Source organism: Alkalilimnicola ehrlichii, from assembly GCF_003399765.1.
In the GTDB taxonomy this organism is placed as follows: domain Bacteria; phylum Pseudomonadota; class Gammaproteobacteria; order Nitrococcales; family AK92; genus AK92.
In genome coordinates, this window is record NZ_NFZV01000008.1 from 181,403 (window position 1) to 206,794 (window position 25,392).

The 25,392-nt window shown below is 60.7% G+C and carries 27 protein-coding genes and 2 pseudogenes; 10 read left to right on the plus strand and 19 right to left on the minus strand.

All coding sequences use genetic code 11. From position 1 onward, the window contains the following. Positions 1-29 precede the first annotated feature (29 nt). The 3 genes from CAI21_RS23165 to CAI21_RS10155 all read left to right on the plus strand — a co-directional run bounded on the left by CAI21_RS23165 (position 30) and on the right by CAI21_RS10155 (position 1,631). Positions 30-383: a PA2779 family protein gene (locus CAI21_RS23165; protein WP_181919365.1), complete on the plus strand. Its 354-nt coding sequence runs from the start codon at positions 30-32 to the stop codon at positions 381-383. A gap of 2 nt (positions 384-385) precedes the next feature. Beyond that, the gene (locus CAI21_RS10150) at positions 386-1,318 is read left to right on the plus strand and encodes a PA2778 family cysteine peptidase (protein WP_181919366.1); all 933 of its coding nucleotides are present in this window, start codon (positions 386-388) and stop codon (positions 1,316-1,318) included. An 88-nt stretch (positions 1,319-1,406) separates the two neighbouring features. Further along, complete coding sequence (locus CAI21_RS10155) at positions 1,407-1,631, plus strand: hypothetical protein (RefSeq protein WP_116302179.1); 225 nt, start codon at positions 1,407-1,409, stop codon at positions 1,629-1,631. 93 nt (positions 1,632-1,724) lie between these two features. Here CAI21_RS10155 and CAI21_RS10160 read toward each other — a convergent pair whose 3' ends face one another. The 13 genes from CAI21_RS10160 to CAI21_RS10215 all read right to left on the minus strand — a co-directional run bounded on the left by CAI21_RS10160 (position 1,725) and on the right by CAI21_RS10215 (position 16,518). Beyond that, a complete protein-coding gene (locus CAI21_RS10160; RefSeq protein WP_116302180.1) occupies positions 1,725-3,107 on the minus strand; it encodes a lysozyme inhibitor LprI family protein in 1,383 nt (460 codons plus the stop codon). A 102-nt stretch (positions 3,108-3,209) separates the two neighbouring features. Further along, positions 3,210-5,690 (minus strand): PQQ-binding-like beta-propeller repeat protein, encoded by a 2,481-nt coding sequence (locus CAI21_RS10165; protein ID WP_116302181.1) that lies wholly within the window; start codon positions 5,688-5,690, stop codon positions 3,210-3,212. Positions 5,691-6,055: 365 nt separating this feature from the next. After that, positions 6,056-6,730: a nicotinamide riboside transporter PnuC gene (gene pnuC, locus CAI21_RS10170; protein WP_116302182.1), complete on the minus strand. Its 675-nt coding sequence runs from the start codon at positions 6,728-6,730 to the stop codon at positions 6,056-6,058. Then, on the minus strand, positions 6,723-7,745 hold the full coding sequence (locus tag CAI21_RS10175) for an AAA family ATPase (RefSeq protein ID WP_116302183.1): 1,023 nt from the start codon (positions 7,743-7,745) through the stop codon (positions 6,723-6,725). The genes pnuC and CAI21_RS10175 overlap by 8 nt, the downstream gene beginning before the upstream one ends. A 34-nt stretch (positions 7,746-7,779) precedes the next feature. After that, a complete protein-coding gene (locus CAI21_RS10180; RefSeq protein ID WP_116302184.1) occupies positions 7,780-8,703 on the minus strand; it encodes a HEPN domain-containing protein in 924 nt (307 codons plus the stop codon). Positions 8,704-8,866: 163 nt separating this feature from the next. Then, positions 8,867-9,409 (minus strand): DUF2931 family protein, encoded by a 543-nt coding sequence (locus CAI21_RS10185; RefSeq protein ID WP_116302185.1) that lies wholly within the window; start codon positions 9,407-9,409, stop codon positions 8,867-8,869. Beyond that, complete coding sequence (locus CAI21_RS24800; RefSeq protein ID WP_258868931.1) at positions 9,406-9,534, minus strand: hypothetical protein; 129 nt, start codon at positions 9,532-9,534, stop codon at positions 9,406-9,408. Before CAI21_RS24800 ends, CAI21_RS10185 begins: the two co-directional genes overlap by 4 nt. Positions 9,535-9,579: 45 nt before the next feature. Further along, positions 9,580-10,122: a DUF2931 family protein gene (locus tag CAI21_RS23170; RefSeq protein ID WP_181919367.1), complete on the minus strand. Its 543-nt coding sequence runs from the start codon at positions 10,120-10,122 to the stop codon at positions 9,580-9,582. Further along, positions 10,025-12,292: a T6SS phospholipase effector Tle1-like catalytic domain-containing protein gene (locus CAI21_RS10195; protein ID WP_116302187.1), complete on the minus strand. Its 2,268-nt coding sequence runs from the start codon at positions 12,290-12,292 to the stop codon at positions 10,025-10,027. The genes CAI21_RS23170 and CAI21_RS10195 overlap by 98 nt, the downstream gene beginning before the upstream one ends. Before the next feature lie 344 nt (positions 12,293-12,636). After that, on the minus strand, positions 12,637-13,650 hold the full coding sequence (locus CAI21_RS10200; RefSeq protein ID WP_116302188.1) for an aromatic ring-hydroxylating oxygenase subunit alpha: 1,014 nt from the start codon (positions 13,648-13,650) through the stop codon (positions 12,637-12,639). Then, entirely contained in the window at positions 13,647-14,654 is a 1,008-nt protein-coding gene (locus CAI21_RS10205; RefSeq protein ID WP_116302189.1) for an adenosine deaminase, read from the minus strand. Before CAI21_RS10205 ends, CAI21_RS10200 begins: the two co-directional genes overlap by 4 nt. 76 nt (positions 14,655-14,730) lie before the next feature. Then, a complete protein-coding gene (locus CAI21_RS10210) occupies positions 14,731-15,822 on the minus strand; it encodes a BMP family ABC transporter substrate-binding protein (protein ID WP_116302190.1) in 1,092 nt (363 codons plus the stop codon). 279 nt (positions 15,823-16,101) lie between these two features. Beyond that, positions 16,102-16,518 (minus strand): META domain-containing protein, encoded by a 417-nt coding sequence (locus tag CAI21_RS10215; protein WP_116302191.1) that lies wholly within the window; start codon positions 16,516-16,518, stop codon positions 16,102-16,104. A 238-nt stretch (positions 16,519-16,756) separates the two neighbouring features. On the opposite strand from CAI21_RS10215, the gene CAI21_RS10220 reads away from it, so the two are divergent. The 6 genes and pseudogenes from CAI21_RS10220 to CAI21_RS10240 all read left to right on the plus strand — a co-directional run bounded on the left by CAI21_RS10220 (position 16,757) and on the right by CAI21_RS10240 (position 20,306). Continuing rightward, positions 16,757-17,035, plus strand: coding sequence for a DUF6351 family protein (locus CAI21_RS10220; RefSeq protein WP_116302192.1), 279 nt, complete (start codon positions 16,757-16,759; stop codon positions 17,033-17,035). A gap of 233 nt (positions 17,036-17,268) precedes the next feature. After that, positions 17,269-18,341: pseudogene (gene katE1 / locus CAI21_RS10225) on the plus strand (catalase KatE1); the annotation flags it as partial. 12 nt (positions 18,342-18,353) lie between these two features. Beyond that, complete coding sequence (locus tag CAI21_RS25570; protein ID WP_309544736.1) at positions 18,354-18,719, plus strand: catalase-related domain-containing protein; 366 nt, start codon at positions 18,354-18,356, stop codon at positions 18,717-18,719. A 52-nt stretch (positions 18,720-18,771) separates the two neighbouring features. Next, positions 18,772-19,341 carry an ankyrin repeat domain-containing protein gene (locus tag CAI21_RS10230; protein WP_116302193.1) on the plus strand — a complete coding sequence of 190 codons (570 nt, stop codon included), beginning with the start codon at positions 18,772-18,774 and terminating at the stop codon, positions 19,339-19,341. 123 nt (positions 19,342-19,464) lie between these two features. Then, positions 19,465-19,713, plus strand: coding sequence for a nickel-binding protein (locus tag CAI21_RS10235; protein ID WP_147305087.1), 249 nt, complete (start codon positions 19,465-19,467; stop codon positions 19,711-19,713). A 110-nt stretch (positions 19,714-19,823) separates the two neighbouring features. Beyond that, positions 19,824-20,306, plus strand: a complete 483-nt coding sequence (locus tag CAI21_RS10240) for a DUF456 family protein (protein WP_116302194.1) — start codon at positions 19,824-19,826, stop codon at positions 20,304-20,306. 134 nt (positions 20,307-20,440) lie between these two features. On the opposite strand, the pseudogene CAI21_RS10245 reads toward CAI21_RS10240, so the two are convergent. From CAI21_RS10245 to CAI21_RS10265, 6 genes and pseudogenes are all read right to left on the minus strand, one after another. Next, positions 20,441-20,791 (minus strand): annotated as a pseudogene (locus tag CAI21_RS10245) (RidA family protein); the annotation flags it as partial. Between the two features lie 160 nt (positions 20,792-20,951). Beyond that, the gene (locus tag CAI21_RS23815) at positions 20,952-21,275 is read right to left on the minus strand and encodes a sigma-70 family RNA polymerase sigma factor family protein (protein ID WP_220347920.1); all 324 of its coding nucleotides are present in this window, start codon (positions 21,273-21,275) and stop codon (positions 20,952-20,954) included. Positions 21,276-21,280: 5 nt separating this feature from the next. Further along, positions 21,281-21,865 carry a sigma-70 family RNA polymerase sigma factor gene (locus tag CAI21_RS23820; protein ID WP_220347922.1) on the minus strand — a complete coding sequence of 195 codons (585 nt, stop codon included), beginning with the start codon at positions 21,863-21,865 and terminating at the stop codon, positions 21,281-21,283. Continuing rightward, a complete protein-coding gene (locus tag CAI21_RS10255) occupies positions 21,862-22,338 on the minus strand; it encodes a carboxymuconolactone decarboxylase family protein (protein ID WP_116302195.1) in 477 nt (158 codons plus the stop codon). Before CAI21_RS10255 ends, CAI21_RS23820 begins: the two co-directional genes overlap by 4 nt. 96 nt (positions 22,339-22,434) lie before the next feature. Further along, entirely contained in the window at positions 22,435-23,490 is a 1,056-nt protein-coding gene (locus CAI21_RS10260; protein ID WP_116302196.1) for a PA0069 family radical SAM protein, read from the minus strand. A 78-nt stretch (positions 23,491-23,568) separates the two neighbouring features. After that, complete coding sequence (locus CAI21_RS10265) at positions 23,569-24,324, minus strand: DUF2071 domain-containing protein (RefSeq protein WP_220347925.1); 756 nt, start codon at positions 24,322-24,324, stop codon at positions 23,569-23,571. A 498-nt stretch (positions 24,325-24,822) separates the two neighbouring features. Here CAI21_RS10265 and CAI21_RS10270 point away from each other — a divergent pair. Beyond that, a partial coding sequence (locus CAI21_RS10270; protein WP_147305088.1) for an AMP-binding protein occupies positions 24,823-25,392 on the plus strand: 570 nt, incomplete at its 3' end.

Consider the following 25,392-nt stretch of genomic DNA (forward strand, 5'->3'; position numbering starts at 1 on the left):
ACCCGCAAGAACGACAACAGGAGTCATGCATGAGGAACGTGAAACGCCGGGCTGGATTACTCGTCTACCCCCTGACCGTGCTGTTTTTGCTCGCCGGCTTGGTTACACAAACGGCGGTCGCCGGCATTGTGGGAACGGAAACGGTACTCGCCGAGCAAAGCGCCGGCGCCGAACGCGCGCGGCTGCAAGCCATGCTCGACCGCCAGGACGTGCAAGAGCAACTGATCGGCTACGGCGTCTCCCCGGAAGAAGCCGCCGAACGGGTCGCGGCACTAACCGACGCCGAGGCCATCGAACTGGCCCAACGCATCGACGAGCTACCGGCCGGCGGCGTCACCACGGTGCTGCTGGTCATCATCATTCTGTTGCTCGTCTTGCGCTGAGCATGCCGCGCGGCCTCACCGCCCTGGCGCTGGCGCTGCTGCTCGCCGGCTGCGCCAGCACACCCTTGCAGTACACCGAGCTGGAAGCGCCGGCCGCCGACGCCCGGGTCGAGCTGAACGAGGTGGTCTTTCACCCGCAAGAAGCCTACCACTGCGGGCCGGCCGCGCTGGCTACGGTGATGGAGTGGGCCGGCGAGGCCATCGACCCGGACACGCTCGCCCCGCGCGTTTACCTGGAAGGCCGCCAGGGCAGCCTGCAAGCGGAGCTGATCGCGGCCACCCGCCGCCAGGGCTTGCTGCCCTATCGGCAACCGCCCTCGTTCGCCGCCTTGCTGCGCCAACTCGACGCCGGCCAACCGGTGTTGATCCTGCAAAACCTGGCGCTAGAGCGCTGGCCGGTCTGGCACTATGCCGTCGTTATCGGCTACGACTTGGAGCGCCAAGAAGTCATCCTCCGCTCCGGCACCACGGAGCGCGAAACCCTCTCCTTCCGCCGCTTCGAGCGCAGCTGGCAAAAGGCCGACTACTGGGCGCTCACCGTCCACCGCCCCGACCGACTCCCGGCCGACGCCGAGCAAACCCGCTACCTGGAAGCCGCCGCCGGGCTGGAACAGGTCGGCCAACTGGAGGCCGCGGCCCAAGCCTACACCGTCGCCGTACAAACCTGGCCCGACAGCCTTCCCGCCTGGGTCGGGCTTGGTAACATCCACTACCGACAAGCCCGCTACGCCCAAGCCGCCGCCCACTACCAAACCGCCCTGCGCTATCACCCGCAAAGCCCCGCCGCCCACCACAACCTCGCCTGGGCCCTGATCCGCCAAGGCTTATACGAAGACGCCCGCCCCCACGCCCAACGCGCCTACGAACTCAGCAGCGCCGAGCAAACGCATTACCATAGCGCTTGGGAGGCCCTGCAAGACGCGGCCGAGGAGTAGGCGGAACAGAAAACCCAGGAAAAACTCAACCGCCGGGCATGAAAAAGCGAGGCCCGCCGGTGGCGGGGTCCACGGGGACGAGGAACGATTGCGGTTATTCACCCAGCAGGGCAGACATACCGCCGACGCACACCATCTTCTCGCCGACCGCCGTGGCATACACCGGCCCATCGAGCGGCGCCTGCCACGATCGGCCACCGGCCAGGTTGGAGCGCAGACCGTGAGCCTGGTCGACGAAGAAATGCGAAGCGTCCAGTTGCAGGCCGTCCTCCGCGACCGTCAGCGTCCGGCCGCTGCGCGCGCGGCTCAGTAACTCGCGCGATAGCCGCGATCGGTAATATCGCCCAAGCGTTCCACTCGCGTGACGTGGTCGCTGTAGGCGTGCTCGACGCGAAAGGCCGGGCGCTTATCGCCCCCTCGTCAACCCCCACCACGATGGAGCGCCGCCCTTTTCCAGCACGACTGGCGCCCCACCAGGGTCCGAGTAGCAATCGTTGCCGGCGATGTAACGGGCATCCACCACGTCGTCTTCTTCATCCAGCACGATATAGGCGATCACAACATCCACCGAGGCGCCACAGTAGCCGCTGCGAGCCGGTCCGGCCTGCCATAGGCCCTGGCCAAGCACCTCAACCGCGAAACGTACCTGGCGCGACAACCCGACTTGGCGCTCGTCGCCCTCGCCTTTCGCCGTCTCCACCCGCTCCTGTGTTTTCTGGTAAAGAACCACCGCGTCGGACCAGTCGTAGTCGCCTTGCTCGAAGTGCTCCAAGCCGATCTTTTGCAACAGCGCTTCGATGCGCTCGGGCGAGCGCAAATAGGCGAGTTCATCGCTAATCGATGCGAGTTCAGCCAGCCGCGCCCGATACGCGGCTTTTAGGCAGGCCGCGTCATCGCAGCCGTTGCGCGCTCGCAGCCAACGCGCCTGCGCGGCGGGGAGGCCTTCGGCGCGGGAAAACCCGAGCAGGGGCCGCGCCGATGCCTCCCCCACGATGCGCTGATACAGGGTGGAGAGGATTTGATCGTAGGTAGCCAGCACTTCGCTGTCGCAAATCAGGCTTTCCACCTCCGTCAGTTGCGGCAGCTCGCAGTCGTAGGAAGGCCCTTGAGTGGCGGGCGCGTCGTTTTGGTAGACGGCGTAGTCTTCACGGTGCGGGTTTAAGTCGTGGTCGATCTGGCTCAGGTAGGAGGCAACCTGACTGGCGCTGCCTTCCTGATAGCGCCGGTGCCAAAAGGCATAGAGCCAGGCGTCCAAACTCATGCCGCGGCCGTCGCCGTTGAAGCAGGCATGCTGGTTTTGCGGCAATCCGGCCTCGTAGAGGGCGTTAACATCACCGGAGAAGTTCTCGAAGAAACCGTGACTCGGTGCATGCCGCTTTATCTGCGCATGCTTTAGCAGAAGCTCATCTGCAAGGGTAACCAAACCCTGGCGGATAGAAGGCTCGTCCTGCAAACGCCCCGTTTCTTCCCGATCCTGCGCGAACAGCGCGCGGGGGGTGGCGCCGTCTCGGGCCGAGTACGCCCCCAACCCCACCGCAGGCGCCAATCGCAGGCTAACCTCTAGGGCATTAACGAATTGCTCATCGTCTCGGCAGGCCGGGTCGTAGTAATGCGCCAGGTGATGCTCAAGCAGCTCACTCACGTCACGGCGATCCAGCAAGAAGGCCAACGAGGTATAGGTGGCGTCGACCGCAAAGCGCGACTCATAGGTGCGCCAATACGCCGCGCTTTGGCCCGCCACGGCCAAGCTCATCAGTAGAAGGCAAAAGCGTAGGAACTTGTTTTCCATTGTTCTTTACCTTGGAAACGAAGAACAGGCGCGGCCGGGTTATGAAAGCGAGACTGGGGCAGACCAGCCTCGCTTTTGGGTCAAGCGCTTAGGGGCGGGCCCTTACCAAAGTAATTGGCCGGTGCCGGCGTCGATCGCGCTGAAATGGAGGCGTGGCAATCCGCCCACCGATTCAAAGTCGCCGCCGGCGAAAATCACGCCATCCACGATTTCCATTACCCGCACCGGGCCATCGACTTCGGCGTCCCAGTTCATTAGGTGACCATTGGCATTGAAGGCTGCCAGATACCCTGGACATAGGTCGCTCCGACACTCCTTCGTATCCGGGAACTCGCCGCCAGCGAATATGTAAAGGCCGGCTGTAGCCAGTGAATGAACGGTTCCGCCCCCAGCGCCGGGGTTCCACGGCTCTATCCCGCTGTAGAGATCGAAGGCCGCTAACTGATCACGATCCTTATCGGCGATGCCAGCACCCGCCTTATCGAACCGGCCACCGACGTAGACATAGCCGTCTTGCACCGTTAAAGCACGAACGAGGTCATTGGCGACCGGCGCCCAGCCCTTTAGCGAGTCGTCATCGCCGAGATCAAAGGCGGCCAGCCCCTGGCGGCAACCGGGTTGGTCGCAACCTCCGGCAGTCTGAAAGGAACCACCCACGTAGAGCGTCTCATCATGGGCGACCAGCGTGTGTACGGCACCGCCGACACCCGGATTCCAGGTTTGCAAAGCCCCTGCCGAATCAAACGCAGCCAAGCCCTCACGACATCCGTTCTCCCGGCAGTAATCTGTGCTGCCAGCCCGATCAAAGGCGCCGCCCGCATAAATGATGTTATCGACAACAATCAAGTCATGAACGAAGTTGTTCGCGCCAGGGTTCCAGTAGTTGAGGCTCCCGTCGGGAGTGAACGCCGCCAAGTGCTGTCTGCAATCAGGCTGCACGCAACCACCCGCTTGGGTGAAACCGCCACCGGCGTAAATCGCCTCATTGCCGATAGCCAATGCGTTAACCACGCCGTTAGCGCCCGGATTCCATGCCGTGAGCACGCCTTCGCGGCTGAACGCCGCCAGGTGCTCACGCCGCCCGCCAGCAACGAACTCCAAATCCCCGCCGACGTAAAGCGCATCGCCAGCCACGGCAAGTGCGTATACCTCGTAATCGAGGCCCGGATTCCAGGCGGCCAACTCGCCGTCGGGATAAAAGGCCGCCAAGCCACCTCGGCAGCCCTCAACTTCACAGCCACCCGCCTGGCTAAACTCTCCGCCCGCGTAGATCACGCCATCGTGGGCCACTAAGCTGTGCACTTCACCATCAGCCCCCGGATTCCAGGGAGTTACGTGCCCCTCCAGGTCGAAAGCCGCCAAGTGCTGGCGACACCCCCCTCCTTCGGGGCAACCTTCAGCGCGGGTAAATCGCCCACCGGCGTAGACGATACCGTCTGCGACGGCGAGTGCGTTAATCTCGCGGTCCACTTCCGGCGCCCAGCTCAATAACTCGCCCTTCGTATCAAAAGCGGCCAAATAGCGCCGACAGCTAGCGCCTTCGCAGCCGCCCGCTTGTGCAAAAATGCCGCCCGCATAGATCACACCGTCGGCGATGGTCAAAGCGTTCACCCGACTGCTCGCGCCGGGGTTCCATGGGGCTAACTCCCCTTCGGGAGTGAACGCCGCTAAACGATCACGGCAACCCCAGGCCTCACAACCGCCTGCCCGACGGAAATTACCGCCGGCATAAATTACGCCTTCGTGAATAACCAGAGCGTTAACAGCGCCGTCTGTCCCTGGGTTCCAGTCCAGCAAGTCGCCATCGCGATCGAAGGCCGCCAAGTGCGATCGGCAGCCAGACCCCAAACAATTGCCAGCTACGCTGAAACTGCCACCGGCGTAAATCGCATCGTCGGCCACGGCCAAGGTACGCACGCGACCGTTCGTCCCGGGGTTCCAATCACTGACGACGCCGACCGCGGACACGTGGGCCAAGTTCTCCCGCGACAGCCCGCCCACAGCGGTAAAATCGCCACCAAGGAACCAACCGCCATCGCCGTCCGGCGCCACGGCGTACACCGTCCCTTCCACGAAGGGAAGCGTGCCCAATGGCTTACCGTTATCGGTGGCCAACGGCGCGCCGCCACCAACCAAGGCGCCGTAGCGCCCGAACTCGCCACCGACGTAAACCACCTCGTCATCGACCGCCACGGCGGTCACGGGCCCATCCAGGCTGACCTGCCAGGGGCGCGCGCCAACGGCATTGGAGCGCCGGCCATTGGACTCGACGACGAAGTAGTGCGCCGCATCCAACGTCAAGCTCTCATCGCCCACACCCAGGCGATAACCGCTTGGCACATCGATCACCAAACCGCTGCCGGTACAATGGGTGTAGTTATCCCAGTCGCAGTCAGGGTCGGTGGAATAATAGATATCGGCCGTCTCGTAGCCGCTCCAACTCAGCGTAACCTGATGCTCGGCGGATTCGGCAGCAAGCACCAGCTCAGGCCGATCGCTGGAGGATGAGCTGCTTCCGCCGTCACAGGCGGCTAACAACCCCGTTACGAGCGATAATCCGATAAGGCGGGATAAACGGATCATTCAGACAGTCCCCTTGTCTTTATGTTTGTTGTTCGCGAACGCGCTGAATGCTAGGAGGAAAGCGAAGTAACTCAGCGACTCAAGACGGTCCATGCCCCACTACCGTTTTGACGCTACTGTTCGCCGGAAAAATCTCTCGCGCACAATCGCTTGCGCCTACTCCCCCAAAAGCGCGCAGCCGTTCACGCTGACGAAGCACTGAGCAGTAGCCTTTGCCCGTTGGGCAAGGATATATTCAGCCATTTCTTAAATGGGAGGCGGACTTTAGCGAGTTAAAAACTTGAAAGTCAAATAAGAGCTAGATTATTAACAACTTAATAATTGAATGTTAATTTATAGATTGGAAGCCGCCCCACGGGGATTTCTCATAAATTCGCCGCGACCAAGGCGTCATCCGGCGCTGCTTTTGCCGAGCGCGTCCAGCCCCAGAACCCCCAAAGGGCGATGCACAGTAGTACGACGTAAAGCAGGGAAAGGAAAACCACGCCCTTTATCAGATATAAACCGATTCCGATTAAGTCGACGACAATCCAATACAGCCAGCTCTCGATATGTTTGCGGACCAGCAACCACATGGCAACGAAACTCATTACAGTGGTCAGCGCATCCAGGTAGGGGAAATCGGCAGCCTGAGGAAACAACCCCGGTAACCAGACGTGTAGGTGGCTCATCCCCCACCCTAGCAGTAACGATCCCGCCAAGGTGACAAGCACCCAGCGCGTCATGCCCCTAGCCGAGCCCCAAGCGACACGCGCCGGCTCAGCGTCGCCTGCCGCCGTCCTTGACCAAAACCACCACCCATATAGACAAGCGGCCAAGTAGTAAAGCTGTTCGAGGCCTGCGGAATAGAGCTGTATCTGGTAAAACAGCGCCATGAATAGCAATACGCTGACGATCCCTACCGGCCATGTCAGCCAATGCCGTCGGGCAATCAGAACGACGGAACTCAAATATAAGACCGTGCCGACAAATTCGAGGTAACTGACCGAATACCCGAAAAAGGTAAAAAAGACCGATTCAATGCTGAACACGCTACTCATCGGCTGCCGCTTTTAGGTTATCTAACAGGTTGGCGTACTTATCGAAGCCATCGAGCAGGTTCAACACCCGTTCGGCGCGTTGCTCGATACTTCCCTGCAATAAAACGAAGGGTATGTTTCGTCGCCTCAGGTCGCCGATGACTTGTCGTTGAAACGATAGGCGCTGGACCTCGCCCGATCTGTCCCAGGAATCCTCATAGGGAATATCGGTATCGCATACGAATACCAGGTCATAACGCATCGCGGCCCGATCCGCCAATGCCGTTAAACGCGGATCGACATGGCCGTGATAATAGCGTGCAAAGGTTTCGGTGGTCAGCGCGTTGGTATCGGTAAACAAGTAACGGTTGGCTTCCCGCAAGCGCGCCTCTTCACGCAATAGGTGGCCTTCGGCGATGGCGACCAACTGCCAAGGCTCTAGCCTGCGACTTATTTGATGCGCTTCCCAATACTCGCGACCGTACTCCGGCATCCACTGCGTGTTCAGCCTCTGTGCGAGATAGGATGCCAGCGTCGTTTTACCGGTGCTCGGCGCCCCAAGAAAAACAATATTCGCGACGAGGTCGCGATAAACCCGAGGGTTAATATAATCCCGCCAGGCGTAAGGATCGCACCGAACCTGACTACCAGAGACGGGGTAGCGCTGCCGCCCCGGGTCCACCCGCCGGTCGAAAGCCCCCAAGGCCCTACTCATGTGCTCGCCGTACGGTTCGCTACAGTAGAAATGAGTGATATCGCGAATACCCAAGGTGTCGATGACATAGCGCTCGTGGGCTTCCATCAGGGCTGAGGTGTAGCCAACCTCCGTCGGCCCATCCCACGCTTCGACCACCCGCACCGTCGGGTACAACTCGCGAATCCAGGCCGAACGTACGCTCAAGGGTACGGAAGTCGCCTCAGGAGAGTCGTAGATAATCACCGTGAGTTCGTCCACTTCCGCCAGCGCCGTGTCGATGACGAATTGATGCCCGCGGTGAAACGGCGCGTATTTGCCTAAGGTTAGCCCCCTTTTCATTAAAGGCAACGAATAGTCCTGGCTGTGGAAAACCTCACTCTGCCGGCCGACCGGGGCTAGCCCGCTCCAACCGGGCTAACTCTTCCCGGCAGATCGACTCCGCAACCTCCAACAGGCGCTTCACGCGCGGGGCCAGGTAGTCCAGATCCTCCTGCGTCACCTTGAAGCGAATATGGTAGCGGGCGCCGATATAGGCGGCATCCAGCAAGTTGAAGCGCTGCGCCGCCGCTTCCGGCTGGCGGGGGAATATCTCGCGAAATACCGGCCCGAACTCGGAGGCTTCAAAAGCGAGAATTTTGAGATAGTGCTCGTGCGGGCAATACAGCGTGTGGACCAGCAAAATCGTTTTATAAGCAGATTCCGCGGCTTGGTTTAGATTAAAAGCGGCTCCGTTTACATCGCCCTGCGGACAAAGGAACTCGTAAACAGAATAAAATTGCTTTGCACGAAAGCACCACTTATCGAAGTACTCGCGGGCTAAACTCAAGCGCTCCTTCGCCCCCAACTCCTCCGGCTCGGCCAACCGATAGCGCCCGGAGTCGTACAACAGCCGCCCTTCGGACCGCACATCGCGGTAGAAGTAGCGCCCTTCGGCGATCTCGGAGTTGACTTCGTTAACGTCGGCACTGATCGGCCGCACGCTAGCCGAGAAGCGTGCCCGGTCCAGCGCGCCCGACACCCGCTCCCAGAGCAGCACGTCCTCCGCCACCGCCTGCTCGGCCACGACGATAAGAATGTCGTAATCCGACGGGTGCCCCGACCACCGCTCGGGGTCGAGGTCCTTCTCCTCCTTCCAATCGCCCCGCGCATAGCTGCCGTAGAGAATAATCATCTCCACCTCGACGCTGCCGCGGATAATATCGACGATTTGCGCAAGCTCTTGCCGCTTGCGCTCGGGGAGATGCGAAAGGTCCGTTTCCATGCGTTCTATCTGCTCGGGTGCGAGGGATTCGCTCATTCTGGCAAATTTGTCGGGCAGGAGGAACTCCTGCCCTCTTTATCTTTGCAAAGCTGCGACGGCGGAGATAGATAGCCCCGGTAAGACGCTACCGCCGGGGTGCGTTGCTGTTAAACACGTTGGTTCCTTCGTCTTGCCAGCCGTCGTCCCACTGCGCGCTGCGTCAACGAACCAAGTCCTCCGGCGTCGGCTCGTGGCGGCCTTTGGCTTGGCCGGTCGCCACCACCTTGAACACGCGGCCTTGGCGATTATTCTCTGATCTCGCGTTGCTCAACCACACCGTGATCTGGCCGTCGGCTTCCATGCCGATGACAAAGTAGGTGCCACGACCCTTCCGACCGTCCGATACACGTGTGTACTCCGGAAGCTTGCGCACTTGCTGCGCCAAGTCGCCGGGCAGTTCGACGGTGCCCTCGTAGACGATCTCCTCGTCAATCTGCCGCCAGCGCACAAACACCGTCTGCGGAATCGGATGATCGGTGATGCCTCTCACCCCACCAATTCCGCCCCAGCAGCAGTCGATCCGAGCACCGAGCGTCCGCCAGGTATCGTCAAAAACCACCTCTTCGACGAGGATGTCGTTGCCCCGAGGCGTCGAGAGGCTGACGCGAAATGCACCGGCATAACCGGCCTGCTGTTGATACACATAGCTGCCGACCAGGAACAGGCTCAGCAGCACAACAAGGAGGCCGAGTTTCTTTTTCATCGTGCCCGCCTCCAGCCGACGTAGGCGCTCGGCCGCCACCAGAAGTCGTCCGCCGCGTGGCCGCGATCCGCTTCGTTCGGGTAAATCTCTCGGCCCTCGGGCCGGGGTGCGTTGCTGTTAAACACGTTGGTTCCTTCGTCTTGCCAGCCGTCGCCCCACTGCGCGCTGCGTTAACGAACCAAGTCCTCCGGCGTCGGCTCGTGGCGACCCACGGCTTGACCGGTCGCCACCACCTTGAACACCCGGCCCTCGACGTTATCGTCCGATAACGCGTTGCTCAGCCACACCGTGATCCGGCCGTCGGCCTCCATGCCGATGACAAAATAGGTGCTGCGCCCCTTCCGGCCATCGGAGATCCAGGTAATTTCAGGAAGCTTGCGCACTTGCTGCGCCAAGTCGCCGGGCAGTTCGACGGTGCCCTCGTAGACGATCTCCTCGTCAATCTGCCGCCAGCGCACAAACACCGTCTGCGGAATCGGATGATCCGAAATACCGCGTGTGCCGCCAATCCCGCCCCAGCAGCAATTAATGCGCCCGCCGAGCGTCGACCAACTGTCGTCAAAAACCAAGCGGTCGACCAGGATATCGTTACCCTGCGGGGTGGAGATGCTCACCTCAAACCCACCCGCATAACCGGCTTGCTGTTGATACACATAGCTGCCGACCAAAAACAGGCTCAACAGCACAATAAGGAGGCCGAGTTTCTTTTTCATCGTGCCCGCCTCCAGCCGACGTAGGCGCTCGGCCGCCACCAGAAATCGTCCGCCGCGTGGCCGCGATCCGCTTCGTTCGGGTAAATCTCTCGGCCCTCGGGCGGGGTGCGTTGCTGTTAAACACTTTGGTTCCTTCGTCTTGCCAGCGGTTGCCCCGCTCGAACGGCGGGCGGTGGTATTGGTGCGAGTGGTGAATGTACTTGCGGTACAGCGTCTCGTAGGCCTCGCTGCCGGGGCCGTCGCGCTCCGCGTGCTCAACGAGCGCCCGCAGCTCGTCGGTGATCTGATAGGCATAGCGCTTCTGGCCCAGCGTTGCCAGCGGTTTTAACGGCACCCCATTGGCGACGGCCGCCGCGTACATACGTTCCAGCGCCACGTAGGCCAGATCCTCCCGCACAAAACGCACCGCCTGGAAGCCGACCCGGGTGGCGGTAAGCCCACCGGGGTGGGGCCTGTCGGTGCCGATGACGGGCTCGATCTCGGCGCCCGGCGGCACGCCGTAGCGCGCTTGGTAGGCCTCGCGCGCGAGCGCGATGTCCTGCTCGAGCTCCGCGCGCCGCCGCCATAGGAACTGCTTGGGCGGATAGTACACGGTATCCGGCCCGCTCCGGTAACCGCCGCCAACGTCGGAGTGCACGCCGGGCATCACGTCTTCCACGAAGTGCGCCGGCAAGCTGCCGTCGGCGGGCTTGATCGAGGACAGCGGAAAGTTTTTCCGCACCTCGTCCCGCGCCGTCAGGTGATAAACCGCCTGCGCCGCCTTCGGGTGCAAATCCAGAATCACCGGGCCGGGAAAGCCGAAATTGGCTACCGGGTTGTCGTTACGGTTATTGCCGGGCCGTCCGACGGAACCGACCGTGTCGAACAGGCCGACAAAGCGGATGACGACCACTGGGCCGCCCCAGTAGCCGGGGTCGGTGCCGTTGATATGGTGGATGGCATTGACCAGCGCACGGATCAGCGCCGCACCTCGACTGAAGCCGAACAGGTCCAGGTAGCCGAAGGCGGCGGACGGGAAACGTCGAAAGAACGTTTGTATTTGCGCTATCGCTTCGGCAATACGCCGCCCGAAGCGGTGGGCGATTCCCAGATCCAGCAAATCGGAGAAGTTCCGCTCTTCGCCGTTACGCGTCCCCACCCCCTCAACATAGCGTCTTCTGACTGCCCCACCGATTATTTCCGGGTAAAGCTCATACAGCTTCGCCACATTGGTTGGCCGTTTCGTCTCATGTTCGCGATCCCGCGAACGGTTGTTATCGGTGCCGTCGGCAAACAAACCGAACTGCGGCGCCTCCAGGCTCGCGCGCAGGATCGGGCGGTCGCCGCGCTTTTGGTGGTCGAGGATATGCAGCAGCGCGTCGTCGTCCGGCGTATCCAGGTGTTCGTGCAGCTTGCCCGGCTCGGCCAGGATGGCGAAGGGGATGTGCTCGAACACCGCGCGCCGCTCGGCCCGGTGCACGGCGGTGAGCGTGTAGGCGTCGCCCTCTTTGAGCTTGCCGAAGCGTACCGACTCGTGCGCGCCTTCCTCCGGGCCGCGGGTGGTACGCTGGATGTGATAACCGCCGGGGCCGTCGAGCACCAGGCGGCGCTCGTCGGTGTTCACGCCCGGCACGAGCTCGATATCGAGGCTGTGCTTGGCCACCTCGCCGGTGTCGCGACCGACGGGAATCGTCACGACGTTGTCGTCCGTCTCGGTGAAGCGCAGTCCGTCGGCCGGTGCGGGCCGACGCACCTCGGGCAGGGCCGCTAAGCTTACAGACGCCGCCTGCGCCGCGCGCGCCGAGCGGTAGCGGCGCAGCGCGTACGCCCGCTCGCCGGGCAGGTGGCCGGTGGTGACGCTGTCGGTTTCCTGCCATTGGCCGTGGCGTTGGATGAAAAAGCGGGTATCGCGGTCGCGGTGGCGGTAGCGGGCGCTGTCGGGGCGGAGCACATACCACTGGCTCCAGTGGCCGGGGAGTTGAGCCAGCACCGCCCGGGGCACGGTCTCGATGCGCTGCTCGGCGGCGGGCGGGTTGAGTCGTCGTAATCGCCGGCGGTGCGCGGTCAGTGCGTGGTGGCGGGCTTCAAGGGTGGGGTACTGCGGGTCCGTGTCGGCGCTCGTCGCCAACGCGGACTCCAAGGCGGCGATCTCGGCATCCAGTCGCCGAAGTTCCCTCTCCGGATGGGCCATTGTTGTTATTCCTGTGATTATGGATGCCGGTTATTGTTAGCGAAGATCGGCGCCTTTTCCAGGTTTTTTATCCGATTTTTTGTGATATTTACTCACGTTTTCGCCAACTTACCGACACCGGCACACCGTTTTACCGCCTTATGGAGGCATAACATATCCAGTGGGCGATTGCGCCGCTCGGCGATAAGGACTTAAACGCTACCGGGTAGGACAGCGATCGGAAACAAGTGCTGATCGCACTTTGGCGGGGTGGTTGTTTTGGTTGGGGTTGGGAGTGGTGCGCTGCGCACAACCACTAACCACCACCCACCAAAAGAAATCACAACTCCCCTAACCCAACCCCCCTAATACGTCACGCCGTACGCCAAACCAAGGTCTTTCAGATAGCGACGGTACGCAACCGACAGCCGGTCACAGGCGACGGGCAATTCGGCGGCGGGGTTTAACGGTAGGCGTGGCGGCACCTGATTTTCAAGAATCGGGACATCTTGCATGAAAATCGTTTCTTCGAACGCCCGCAGTTGCTCGTCGCTTTGTTCGAAGTTGGTCACCGCCATGATGACCCAGGCGATGCTCAGGGTTTCCTCGACCGGCTGTACGTGCAGGCTGATCGCTTCCCGAAACCCCTCTTGCGCCTCCGGCTCTTTGACCAAAATAGCCGTTAACGGCCGCAAAATACGAAAACCATACTCCACTAAGCTCCCCTGCTCGGCCACGCTGTTGGTTTGCGGCTGCCAAACCTTGCAGCCGCTGGCTAATAGGCCGCGGCCACCTGCTCCGTCATCCGATGCGGAAACGCGATGGTCGGCCACCCCGGCATGAGCATCGTCGCCCAGGATAGCCGGGTGTACGTAGGGGAAGTGCGCGAGATCGACGTAATTCTCCAACACCCGCGGCGCACTGGTGCGCACCGTATACGGGCCGCATAGCACGGTACGCAGATTGGGGTCGTCATATTCGGGGAAGGGAGGCACATCGCCCGTCGGCACCCCGAGGCAAACCCAGATCAGTCCGTACGCCTCCCGCACTTGGAACACGCGCGCGCAAGCCCGGCTCGGCGGCGTGCGATCCGGCTGCGCGGGAATCTGGATACAACGCCCGCCGGCGACGAAACGCCACGCATGATAGGCGCAAACCAGTTGATCGTCTTCGACGCTGCCGATGGAAAAACGCGTTCCGCGATGCGGGCAGCGGTCTTCCCAAGCGTGCACGGCACCCATCGAATCGCGCCATACGGCTAGTTCTTGACCCAGTAGCTTAACTGCCGCGATGGCGCCAGGCTGTAACGCCTTGGCCGCGGCGACAGGATGCCAATCGTTGGCGAGAACCGGGTCAAGCGCTGCTCTCTCGCCCGTCATGCCGCGCCCCCCATTGCATCGATCTGCGCTAACCAGTGCTCTTTACGAGCCTGCGGCATAAAAGATGCCGTGATGGAGTTACGCGCTAACTGGCGGATATCCGCCTCGGTTAAGCCGAGCGCAGCCTGCGCGGCGAGGTAATTGTCGGCAATGTAGCCGCCGAAGTAGGCGGGGTCGTCCGAGTTGAGCGTGACGACTAAGCCTTGATCCATGAGTCGCTTTAAGTTGTGCTGCACCATGTCGTCGAACACGGCGAGCTTGACGTTCGATAACGGGCAAATGGTTAGCGGGATACCTTCCGCCGCCAGCCGCCGAGTCAGTGCCGGGTCTTCTTCGCAACGCACGCCGTGATCGATGCGGGCAACCTTAAGGTCGTCCAGCGCTTGGTAAATGTAGGCCGGCGGCCCCTCTTCGCCGGCGTGCGCGACCGCTACGAAGCCTGCTTCGCGGGCACGGGCGAATACCTGCGAGAACTTGGCAGGCGGGTGACCTTGTTCGGACGAGTCCAAGCCGACGGCGAAAATCCGATCCCGATAGGGCAAGGCCTGCTCTAAGGTCGCCATGGCGGCCTCGGCGCTGAGGTGGCGCAAAAAGCACAGTATTAGTTGCGAGCTCAGGCCTAGCTCCCGCTCCGCCTCGTCTAAAGCCCGAGCGATGCCGTTCAGCACCGTTTCGAAGGCGATGCCGCGTTCGGTGTGGGTTTGCGGGTCGAAGAAAATCTCCGCATGCACCACCCCGTCGGCGTGGGCGCGGTGCAAATAAGCGCGAGTTAGCCGATAGAAATCATCCTCGTCGCGCAGCACGCCGGCGCCTTCGTAATAAATGTCGAGAAAATCCTGTAGCCGGGAAAATTGGTAAGCCTGACGCAACGCATCTTCCGAGGCGTACTTCAGCGGCACGCCGTGCTTGCGCGCTAAAGCCATCAGCATCTCCGGCTCTAGCGTGCCCTCGATATGCAGATGCAGCTCGGCTTTCGGAATACGGCGGATAAACTGCTCGTCCACTGGGGTCGCCCTCCTTTTCTAACAACGAGGCAACGATCGGCGGGGAGGACACACCCGCCGACGTAGTTCAAAAAACTTAGTTTGGGATAGAACCCATAACGCCTTCGACATACCAATCCATTGTCATCAGATCGTCGACCGGCATGTCTTCCCCCTCGGCAACCCGAACGGTTCCGCTTTGGTCGCGCAACGGGCCGGCAAAGGGGTTGAGGCTGCCGTCCATGATGCCGGCTTGCGCGGCATGGAAGTCCGCCGCTGCGGCTTCCGGTACGGCGCTGTTCAACGGCGCCATTTCGACCATGCCTTCTTGCATCCCCCACACGATATTGTGCGTCTCCCAAGTACCGTCCAAAGCGGCTTTAACCGTATCGATGTAGTAACCGCCCCACATCAACATCGTCGCGGTCAACTGCGAGTCCGGGCCGTACTTGGACATATCCGAATCCCAACCGAAGGCGTACAAGCCGCGCTGCTGCGCTACCTGTACGATGGCCGGGGAGTCGGTGTTCTGGCCAAGCACATCCACGCCTTGCGCGATCAACGCTTCGGCGGCCTGCCGCTCGCGAGCCGGGTCGTACCAGGTGTTCACCCAAATCACACGCACCGTAGCATCGGGATTAACGCTACGCGCACCCAGCGCAAAGGCGTTTATATTGCGAATCACTTCGGGAATCGGGTAAGAGGCGACTACGCCTAAGCGATTAGACTCCGTCATGTGCCCGGCGAGCACGCCTTGCAGATAGGTGCCCTCATACATGCGGGAGTTGTAGACGCCGACATTCTCCGCGGTGCGGTATCCGGTCGCATGGGAGAAGTACACATCGGGAAAGCTAGATGCCACGCGTTGCACGGAGTTCATGTAGCCGAAGGAGGTCGCGAAGATTACTTTGTGACCGCTGCTAGCCAAGCGGCGAATGACGCGCTCGGCATCGGCACCTTCCTGTACGCTCTCGATATAGGTGGTTTCCACCCGATCGCCCAATGCTTCTTCCAGGGCCTTGCGCCCCAGATCGTGGGCATAGCTCCAGCCGGCATCCCCCACCGGGCCGACATAGACAAAACCGACTTTGATCGGATCATCCGCCACTGCCTGACCGGCTCCCATCAACCCCACACCGAGCGCCAGCGCGGTGCCGAGCGTCTTCAACAGACTGCTGCCATAGGACATGTTCGCACCTCTAATGATTGTGATCGGTCCGAATGGCTTATTAGCAATGCCTATGCCAGCGACAAGAAAAGCTTATTAAAATGGCAGCGCAAAGCGCCGACAAGGACGCTAAGACGCTGCCAGACTGCCAAAAATGAATACACTAAATCAGAGGATGAGAAACAAAATAAAATCTGCTCTGTATACAACTTCACGCACACAAAGCGCACCGAAGCGTTTCCATTTTGGTGCAGAAGGCCGGATTTAAGGTCCAATACGGGTCAGAGCGCGCTAGTTCCGCTATTTTTCAATTAGCCGCAAGCGCTCTTGGCCGTCCGCGTCGACGAGCAGCAGCTCGCCACCCTCTACACGATAGCTGTCGACCGCCTCCAAGGCACGAAAGAACTGTTGTTCTTGCTCCATTATTGGCCCTAAGCAGGCCATCTTAGTAGCTGCCGCCATACCGATGGCTAAGCTCGCACCGTCGATTTCTACCGGCGCGGTGTAGTGATTACATCCGGTATGGCCACCGAGGCGATCCGCTTCGAACATCATTGTGGCGGCCCGCTCCGTGGCCGAATCCTTCTGTTCGATTCGGCTTACCGTCCAAGCCGTCCCATCTAAATCGAGCAACCCGCTTGCTTGCTCGCCAACGCTTGCGCAGGCCGAAAGCAAACCAAGGCCCGCTGCCATACTAAGTACCAAAAGTCGTTTCATCGCGCTTTTCACCTTATCTGCAAGCAGGACTGTGCCGGCCGTCAATCAAGCCCATAAGGGTTTGCTCGACGGTGTGCAACGGCAAGCACCGGTGGTAACGAATGGCCGCTGCAACGTTCTCTTACCCGGCGGCTAGAGTAGAATAGGGCAAGAAGAAGATTCTGGATACCAACCCGCGGCTTTCAGCATTTCTTCGAAGATATTCAAGGACGTGCCTATCTCTCATCGGAGGAGAGTTATGAGCGATAAGAACGGAAGGGCAAGACTCCCCTTCGGCGCCTGCCTGTGCGCGGCTTTGCTAATCGCCGGTTGCGACGGAAGCAGCGACGATAACAATAACGGCAGCCCCGGTAATGGCGCGACGGCCGTCGTCGTCGATATCAGAACCTTATCCAACCGCGCGGACTTAATCTCCGGCGGCGATGCCTTAGTCGAGATCGTCCTCGACAATGCGAGCGCCGCCCTCGGCGCGTTAGCGCAGGAGATAGCCTTCCCGCTGCGGGGCCTGCCTCCGTAGCGGGAAGGCTATTCGCCCGTTTATCTGTCACCTTCCTTACCCTGCTCAATAAATATTGCCTATCAACTTTATCAGAACAATCAACTTCTCATTATCATACCGGCCCATTAAGTTGTTCTCCGCAACCACATCACGGAGAAACAACGATGAAAGAACCTCTTCGCGGCGCTTTTGCCGCCACCACTTTGGGGGCTTTTTTCGCAGCATCGGTCGCCGTCGCAGGCGATAACGTCATGACCCGCGATAGCGGTGCACCGGTCGGCGACAACCAAAACTCTCTCACCGCCGGACCGGAGGGCCCGGTACTGTTACAAGACTCGCACCTTATCGAAAAGCTGCAACGCTTCGACCGCGAGCGTATTCCCGAGCGCGTCGTCCACGCCCGCGGCACCGCGGCCTTCGGCGAGTTCGTCAGCTCCGGCGACCATAGCGATCTAACCCGCGCGGTGCCGTTCGCCGAAGAAGGCAAGGCCACGCCGATTCTGGTGCGTTTCTCCACCGTGATTCATCCGGCCGGCTCGCCGGAGACGCTGCGCGACCCGCGCGGTTTCGCCATCAAGTTCTACACCGAGGAAGGCAACTGGGATTTGGTCGGCAACAACCTGCCCATCTTCTTCATCCGCGACGCGATCAAGTTCCCGGACATGGTCCACTCCCTGAAGCCATCGCCGGTGACCAACGTGCAGGACCCCAACCGTTTTTTGACTTCTTCAGTCATCAGCCGGAGTCCACCCACATGCTGACCCAGGTGTACTCCGACCTCGGCACCCCGGCCAGCTACCGCAAGATGGACGGCAATGGCGTACACGCCTTCAAGATGGTTAACGCCGAAGGCGACGTTAACTACGTGAAGTTCCAGTGGCGCAGCAACCAGGGCGTCGAAAATCTGGATATGGACCAAGTACGCGAGGTGCAGGGCCGGGATTTCAACCACCTGACCAACGATCTCTACGGCGCCATCAAGGAAGGCGACTTCCCAAGCTGGGATCTTTACGTCCAGGTGAAGAGCCCGGACACGCTGGGGGACTACGACTACCACCCGCTCGACCCGACCAAAGTCTGGCCGGACGTACCGTTCCGTAAACTCGGCACCATGACGCTGAACGCGGTCCCCAACAACTTCTTCCAGGTGACCGAGCAGTCTGCTTTTGCGCCGTCGCGCCTGATACCGGGCATCGAGCCGTCGGAAGACCGTCTGCTGCAAGGGCGCTTGTTCTCCTATGCGGACACGCAGTTCCACCGTCTCGGCGCCAACAATCAGGAATTGCCGGTTAACCGGCCGCTCAACGCCGCTCGGAACCACAACCAAGACGGCTTCATGAGCCTGATTGAGCAAACCGGCGATGTGAACTACCAGCCGAGCCGCCGCCTCGATCTGGCCGAGGATGCGCAACACCGCCAAGCGCCGCTAGCCTTGAGCGGCACGACGCAACAGCGGGGCATAGAACGGACGCAAAACTTTGCCCAGGCCGGCGATTTCTACCGCAGCCTGGACGCAGGCGAACGGGCCAATCTGATTCGCAACTTAGCGGCCGACCTCGGCCAAGTAGAAGACGACGACATCAAGCACACCATGCTGAGTTTCTTCTACAAAGCCGACGAGGAGTATGGCCGTCGCATCACCGAAGCCGTCGACGGCAACCTGCGTACGGTTCGCTCCTTAGCCGGTCGACTCTCCAACTAACCTCTCGCTACTGCGGCCCGGCAACGGGCCCGCCGCTCCCGGAGGCCAGGCCATGATTCGCAACATCCGACCACTTCCGCTCAGCCTGTTACTCGCTATGGTTACGCTGTTCGTAGCCCCTGCTGCGACTGCCGGTTTACACCAGGCTGCACGAAGCAACGACAGTGCGGCCATCGAGCGCTCGCTGGCGGCCGGCGCCGACATCGACGCCTTCGACAACCGCGGCCATACTGCCCTGATTCTGGCCGCTTACTACCGCTCTACCGACGCGCTGATTGCACTACTCGACGCCGGCGCCGACCCCACGCCGAGCGCTCCAATGACAGGGACGGCTCTAATGGCAGCGGCCGTTCAAGGCGATAACCGTGCGCTCGAGGCCCTTCTCACGCATCCGGCCGTTGACGTTAACGAACGTAATCGCCAGGGCCAAACCAGCCTGATGTTCGCTGCCGTCTTCGGCCGTATAGAGGCCGCCCGCATGCTGCTCGACCACGGCGCCGACCCCAGCGCGGTCGACTACCAGGGCCGCACGGCCATGAGTCTCGCCGCTCAGCAAGGCCACGCCGAACTACTCCGTCTCTTGCAAGCCGTCGCCACCGAAACCGTGAGCGCAGATTATTAAGGAAATGCTGAGACATTCCTTGCAACCCTATCGCGCCGAGCCCACGTAGGGTCTACCGCGATAAGTTACAAACGCGAACCGCCGCGGCGAGTGTTATCAGCAGCGAACGAAAGGGGCAACGACATGCCACTCTACATGGATGTCCATCGCAAGATAGAAGGCTTAAATCCGGAAACGGCGGCCCAAGCGCATAAACGCGATCTTGAAGTACAGGACAAGTACGGCGTCAACTACATGCACTACTGGTTCAGCGAAAAAGACGGCACCGTTTTCTGCCTGTCCGAAGCGCCCAACGCGGAAGCGGCCGCGGCGGTACACAAAGAAGCACACGGGATGCTGCCGGATGAAATCCACGAGGTGAAATCGGATTAAGCGCCGCGAGGGTAACGGCAAGCCCAATACCCTCGACCTTGGCAACCGCTGACCGATCCGGCAGACCACCGCCTTTCGGTCGCGGTTGCCATACGCTATAGTCCAGCCTCATGACCACCGTACTCATCTGGCTGGGCGCTATCCTGCTCATCGCCGTCGGCCTCGCCGGGCTGATCTTGCCGGCCTTGCCCGGCCCTCTACTATTGTTTGCCGGCTTATGGATGGCCGCCTGGGCGGAAGGCTTTGCCTTCGTCGGCATGAAGACCTTGATCATCCTCGGCATACTGGCGGCATTAGCGTCGTTGGCGGACTTCGTTGCCGGTGCCTTCGGCGCCAAGCGCTACGGCGCGTCGCCGCGCTCCGTCTGGGGGGCTGCCTTAGGTGCTTTGGTAGGACTATTCTTCGGCTTACCGGGGCTGCTACTCGGCCCATTCGTCGGCGCCGTGCTCGGCGAGCTTTCCGCGCGCTGGGATCTTGCCGCTGCCGGCCGCGCCGGCTGGGGCGCGACCATTGGGCTCGTTCTGGGAACCGCGGCGAAAGTGGCCTTTGGGCTGACTATGGTGCTGGTGTTCTTGGCCGTGCGCCTGTTGTAAGGCCCCGCGACGGCGCTTAGCGGCCTGCGGAAAAAGGCGGCAGCCAAAGGGCCTGCCGAGATATTGGCCTGTTGGTCCGTTTAACTCGCGCCGCCCTTTTCTTCTTATCGTTTCAACTTACGTTAACGGTTCTACTACACGCGCCGCACGGCGACGGCTTCGATCTCGAATAACATGCCGTCCAACGCAAGGCGCGGCACGGGAATTAACGTGCAAGTGGGCTTCGCGCCCGGCCCCCACGCGTTTTCAAGCTCGGCACCGAAGACATGCAAGCGCTCTTGCGTGTGATCCACGACTAACACGGTGAGCTTGGCAATATCCGTCAGGCTCGCACCGGCGGCATTTACCGCCGTCCGTAGGTTGGCAAACGCCTGCCTAACCTGGTGCCGGAACTCGGCCGACAGTTCGCCTTGCTCATTCTCCCCGCCCTGGCCCGCGATAAAAATAAGCTGGGCTCCCGGTTCGACGGTAGCGACATGGGAGTAACCGTTAGCGGACGGATCGTATAACCCGGCCGGTTCGTCAAGCTAAACGCCCGATCTTGGGCTGGATGAGTCTGATTCATTACGATTATTCCTCTTAAGGAGACACTGGTTGATTCCTTGGGGTCTCCTTAAAGTAAACACGGCGTTATTCTCTGGCTCTTCACATCGCTTTACGCATTGGCTCGGGCACGAGCGGCCAGAGATGCCTAAGTTTTTCGGGATTGCGGACAATATAAATGGCGACGATTCGGCCCTCGGCGAGTTCGAGCGCGGTGGTTTGCAATAGGCCGTCGCGCTCTACGGTTAGCCAACCGGGAAGCCCGTTCACCAACATCGGCTTCGACCAAAGTGGCCGGCTGCCGTCAGGCTTTCGGGCCAGGCCCGCGAAGAAGCGGGAGATTTTATCCGCACCGAGAATAGGCCTAAGCGCCGCGAGGCGCTTACCGCCGCCATCGGTATGTAAGGTGGCCGCTTCGGCCAACAATTGCGTTAAGCCGGCAACATCGCCGCTGCGGGAGGCCTGAAAAACGCTTCCGCCAACGCGCGGCTTTCGTCCGTCGTTACCGCGAAACGCGGCCGTGCCTCCTGTATCTGCGAACGCGCCCGGCTGGCGAGCTTGCGACAAGCGGCGGAGCTACGTCTGAGCGCCGTGGCAATCTCATCGAAACTCAGCTCAAACACGTCATGCAGCAGAAAGCTTGCCCGCTCCAATGGCGATAAGCGCTCAAGCGCGAGCATTAGCGCAATGGAAACATCCTCCGCCAATTGCCCGTCGTCCGCAGCTGTAGCAAACGAGTCGTCGGTCACAGGCTCCGGCAACCACGGCCCCACATAGGTTTCTCGCCGACGGCGGGCTTCCTTTAGGCGATCCAGGCTAAGCCGCGTGACAACAGCCGATAAGTAAGCTTCCGGCTCCTCAACCGAGCTATGGGCAACGCGACGCCAACGTAAATAAGCGTCCTGCACCACATCCTCCGACTCCGCAACGGAACCCAGCATCCGGTAAGCCAAGCCGAGCAACCGCGGACGATGCCGGTCGAAAACGCTAGCGGCCGTGGTGTCCTGCTCGCTCATGTCGGATCGGTCTCAAGGGCTTGTACGGCATCGTCGTGCGGGTGAGCGGTTCCGAAACCAATGGCGATGCGATTCCAAATGTTGATCGCACCGATCAACAGCGTCAGTTTTACCAACTCCGCTTCGGAGAAATGCTCGCGCACCCAGTGATAATCCTCGTCCGTAGGATGTGCCCGGGCAACGTGCGTGAGTGCCTCCGTCCAAGCAAGCGCGGCGCGCTCCCGAGGCGTGTACAGCGAAGACTCCCGCCACGCCGGCAACAGGTAGAGCCGCGTCTCCGTCTCTCCCGCCTTGCGCGCATCGCGCGTGTGCATATGGAGACAATAGGCACAGCCATTGATCTGCGAAGCGCGGGTTTTCACCAGTTCGATCAAGCTGTATTCCAAACCGCAGCGGCGCACATGATCCTCCAACGCGAGCATGGCGTTCATCGTATCGGGGGCGGCGGCAAAAGCGTCCAGTCGGTTACTCATCGTGAAACTCCTCGTATTAAACACTGTTCACAGACAAGACGACGCAGAGCGCCGGAATGTGACATCCGCGACCGCAAGGAAGAAATCGGTGTCTCCCTAAAAAAGGGAAAGTTGGCCACCGACCGGCGGCGGTCGGAACTGCGAGCAATCGAGTTCGCTTCGGGTCCGGTTAAGCCCCAAACGGCTACAGGCGAGGCGGAAGCGCTTTTGGAGGAGTTGGGCGAACAAGCCCTTGCCGGTCATCCGCGCGCCGAATTCCGACTGGTTATGACGCCCTTCCCGCATCTGTTGCACCAGGCTCATCACGTGCTGAGCCTTACCCGGCTCATGGACAGCCAACCACTCTTCGAAAATCTCGTTGACCTCGCGCGGCAATCGCAGCAGCACGAAAGCGGCGCTGCGGGCGCCTGCCTCTCGGGCCGCACCGAGCACATCCTCCATCTCGGCGTCATTCAAGGCAGGAATCACAGGCGCGAACATGACGGTTACCGGAATACCCGCTTCGGCGAGCGTTTTGATGGCACGCAGCCGGCGGTGAGGCGCGGTCGCCCGTGGCTCCAGACGACGCGATAAATCCGCGCTGAGGGTGGTGACGGATACGGCCGCTTGGGCAAGATTGCGCTCTGCCATCGGGGCCAACAGATCGATGTCGCGCTCGATCAATGCGGACTTGGTGATGACGGCAACCGGATGCCGGGTATCGTGCAACACCTGCAGAACGGCGCGGGTAATGCGGAGCTTACGCTCGACCGGCTGGTATGGATCCGTGTTCGCGCCAAGCGAAATCGGCGCCGGGCGATAACGGGGCTTAGCCAGCTCCTGACGCAGTAACTCGGCCGCCTTGAACTTCGCAAACAGCTTAGTCTCGAAGTCGAGGCCGGGCGACAGCCCGAGGTAGGCGTGGCTGGGCCTGGCATAGCAATACGCACAAGCGTGTTCGCAGCCTTTGTAAGGGTTGATCGAGCGGTCGAAGGGAATATCGGGCGATTCATTGTAAGTGATGATCGAACGGTTGCTATCGGGCATCACCTCGGTTCGAGGCGGCGCTTCTTCTTCCTGATACCAGCCGTCGTCGACGCGCTCGCGCTTGATCTCGTCGAAGCGGGAAGCGCGATTGCTCACTGCACCGCGACCTTTAATGGGCTTCGTCATGCAGGCTCCTCCCGCAAACATCGGCCGACATTTTCAATCATAACACCGCCCAGGCTTCGCTATGGGCTCATGGCCGCGCTACCGAGCAGGCAGCAGGCGCTCCGAAAGCACTTGAAAGTTAACATGCGGCACAAAAAAGCAGAACGGCTCGCCGCTCGCGCCCAGCGCTTGCAGGAGTGGCCCGGGAAGGTAATGCGTCGCCGCAAGCGGCGCTACCGATTCTTGGTCGATGGGCAGCGCTATGTCGGCTTGTGCCAAACATCCTAAATCCGGCGTTTGAACAACGGCAGAGTCTTGCAGGCTAAGCATAGCCACGGCCTCTTCCCAGCTAGAGAAGAAGCGAGCGAACGCCGTCGGCAACCGCCCCTGCGAGGAAATAACCACCTCACTCTCGAACTCTAGGCGGTCCGTATCGCGCTGGAGCCGGGTAGAAACCTCGTGCCCGCTACGGCCATGCCGAAAGACTCCGGCCAGATCCGAGGGCAACGCATCGCTACCCGTTCGGGTACCCACCGCGTACAGCCCGTTATCGAAATAATTTTTGATAAAAAGGACCGTGGGCTGCTCGACGGCACGGCCATGGAGCGATGAGACATAAAAACGCCAATTGCTTTGTAACGGCGAGGGAAACATACGCCGCAACGGGCCGAGCAACCTCGGCCCGAAATGCCCGTGCCGGTAGCTGAGTACGGTCAGGATCGTCTCCCCGTCCCGGGCGTTAAGCTCGACACCCGGCGGCACCCAAGCGGCTACGCGCGCTAGCGGCACGACCCAGTTCAGGTACACGATGTCCCGAACATCGCTCTCCAAGACCGGAAACGGTAAACGCTGCAAAGCCAACGTCTCGCATTACGTAGAGCCCGATGATTGGCGATCCAGTTCGCCAGCCAAGCAGCACGCCTATTACTAGGGTGTTGATAATTTCTTTTCGTAGTCAAACGTTTAACTGCCTCTTGGCGTAAATACAACGGTACCGGCGCCCGCATGTTTCTCCGACCTCCGCACAACCGGAGGGGCAAGGGGCATTCAGCGTTTCCTGAAGCAGGAATGTAGCGCGGGTCGCGCCAATAGCGAAACCCACGCAGCCCGGTCAAGCGGGAGGCTCAACTGAGTAATGGCGTTACCAAACGACCCAAACCGTTACCTAACGTAACAATCGCCACCATTAACGACCTCGGGAAGGCTCTATATATCAGCCAGTTACTCCGCGCTAAACGCTGGCACGGTTTTCGCTTCTCCACCGGCAAAAAATTCAGCCCCCGGTTTGCGTCAGGGATTGACTGACGCTACCGGCGAACGGCCAAGAAACCGGACTAATGGAGGAGAATGCACATGCCCGAGACCTTATTGCAGCCCGTGGTTTCTCAGCAAAACGGACTTTTATCGGAAGCCGAATACAACACGCTATATAGCCGCTCCCTGGACGAGCCGGATGCCTTTTGGGCCGAACAGGCCGAGAAGTTTCTGACCTGGTTTAAGCGTTGGGATCGGGTCGAGAACAACGATCTTGCCAAAGGTCAGGTACGCTGGTTCGAAGGCGGCAAGCTTAACGTCAGCTACAACTGCCTGGACCGTCACCTGGAATCGCGCGGCGAGCAAACGGCTTTAATCTGGGAAGGCGACGAACCCGATCAAGACCTTCACATCAGCTACGTCGAACTCCACGAACAGGTTTGCCGCTTTGCCAATGCGCTGAAAGCACGCGGCGTGAAAAAAGGCGATCGCGTCTGTATCTACATGCCGATGATTCCGGAAGCGGCCGTCGCCATGCTCGCCTGCACGCGCATCGGGGCCGTTCATTCAGTGGTATTCGGCGGTTTCTCGCCCGAAGCGCTGAAGGATCGCATCCAAGACGCCGAATGCCGCACCCTGATCACGGCGGACGAGAGCGTACGCGGCGGC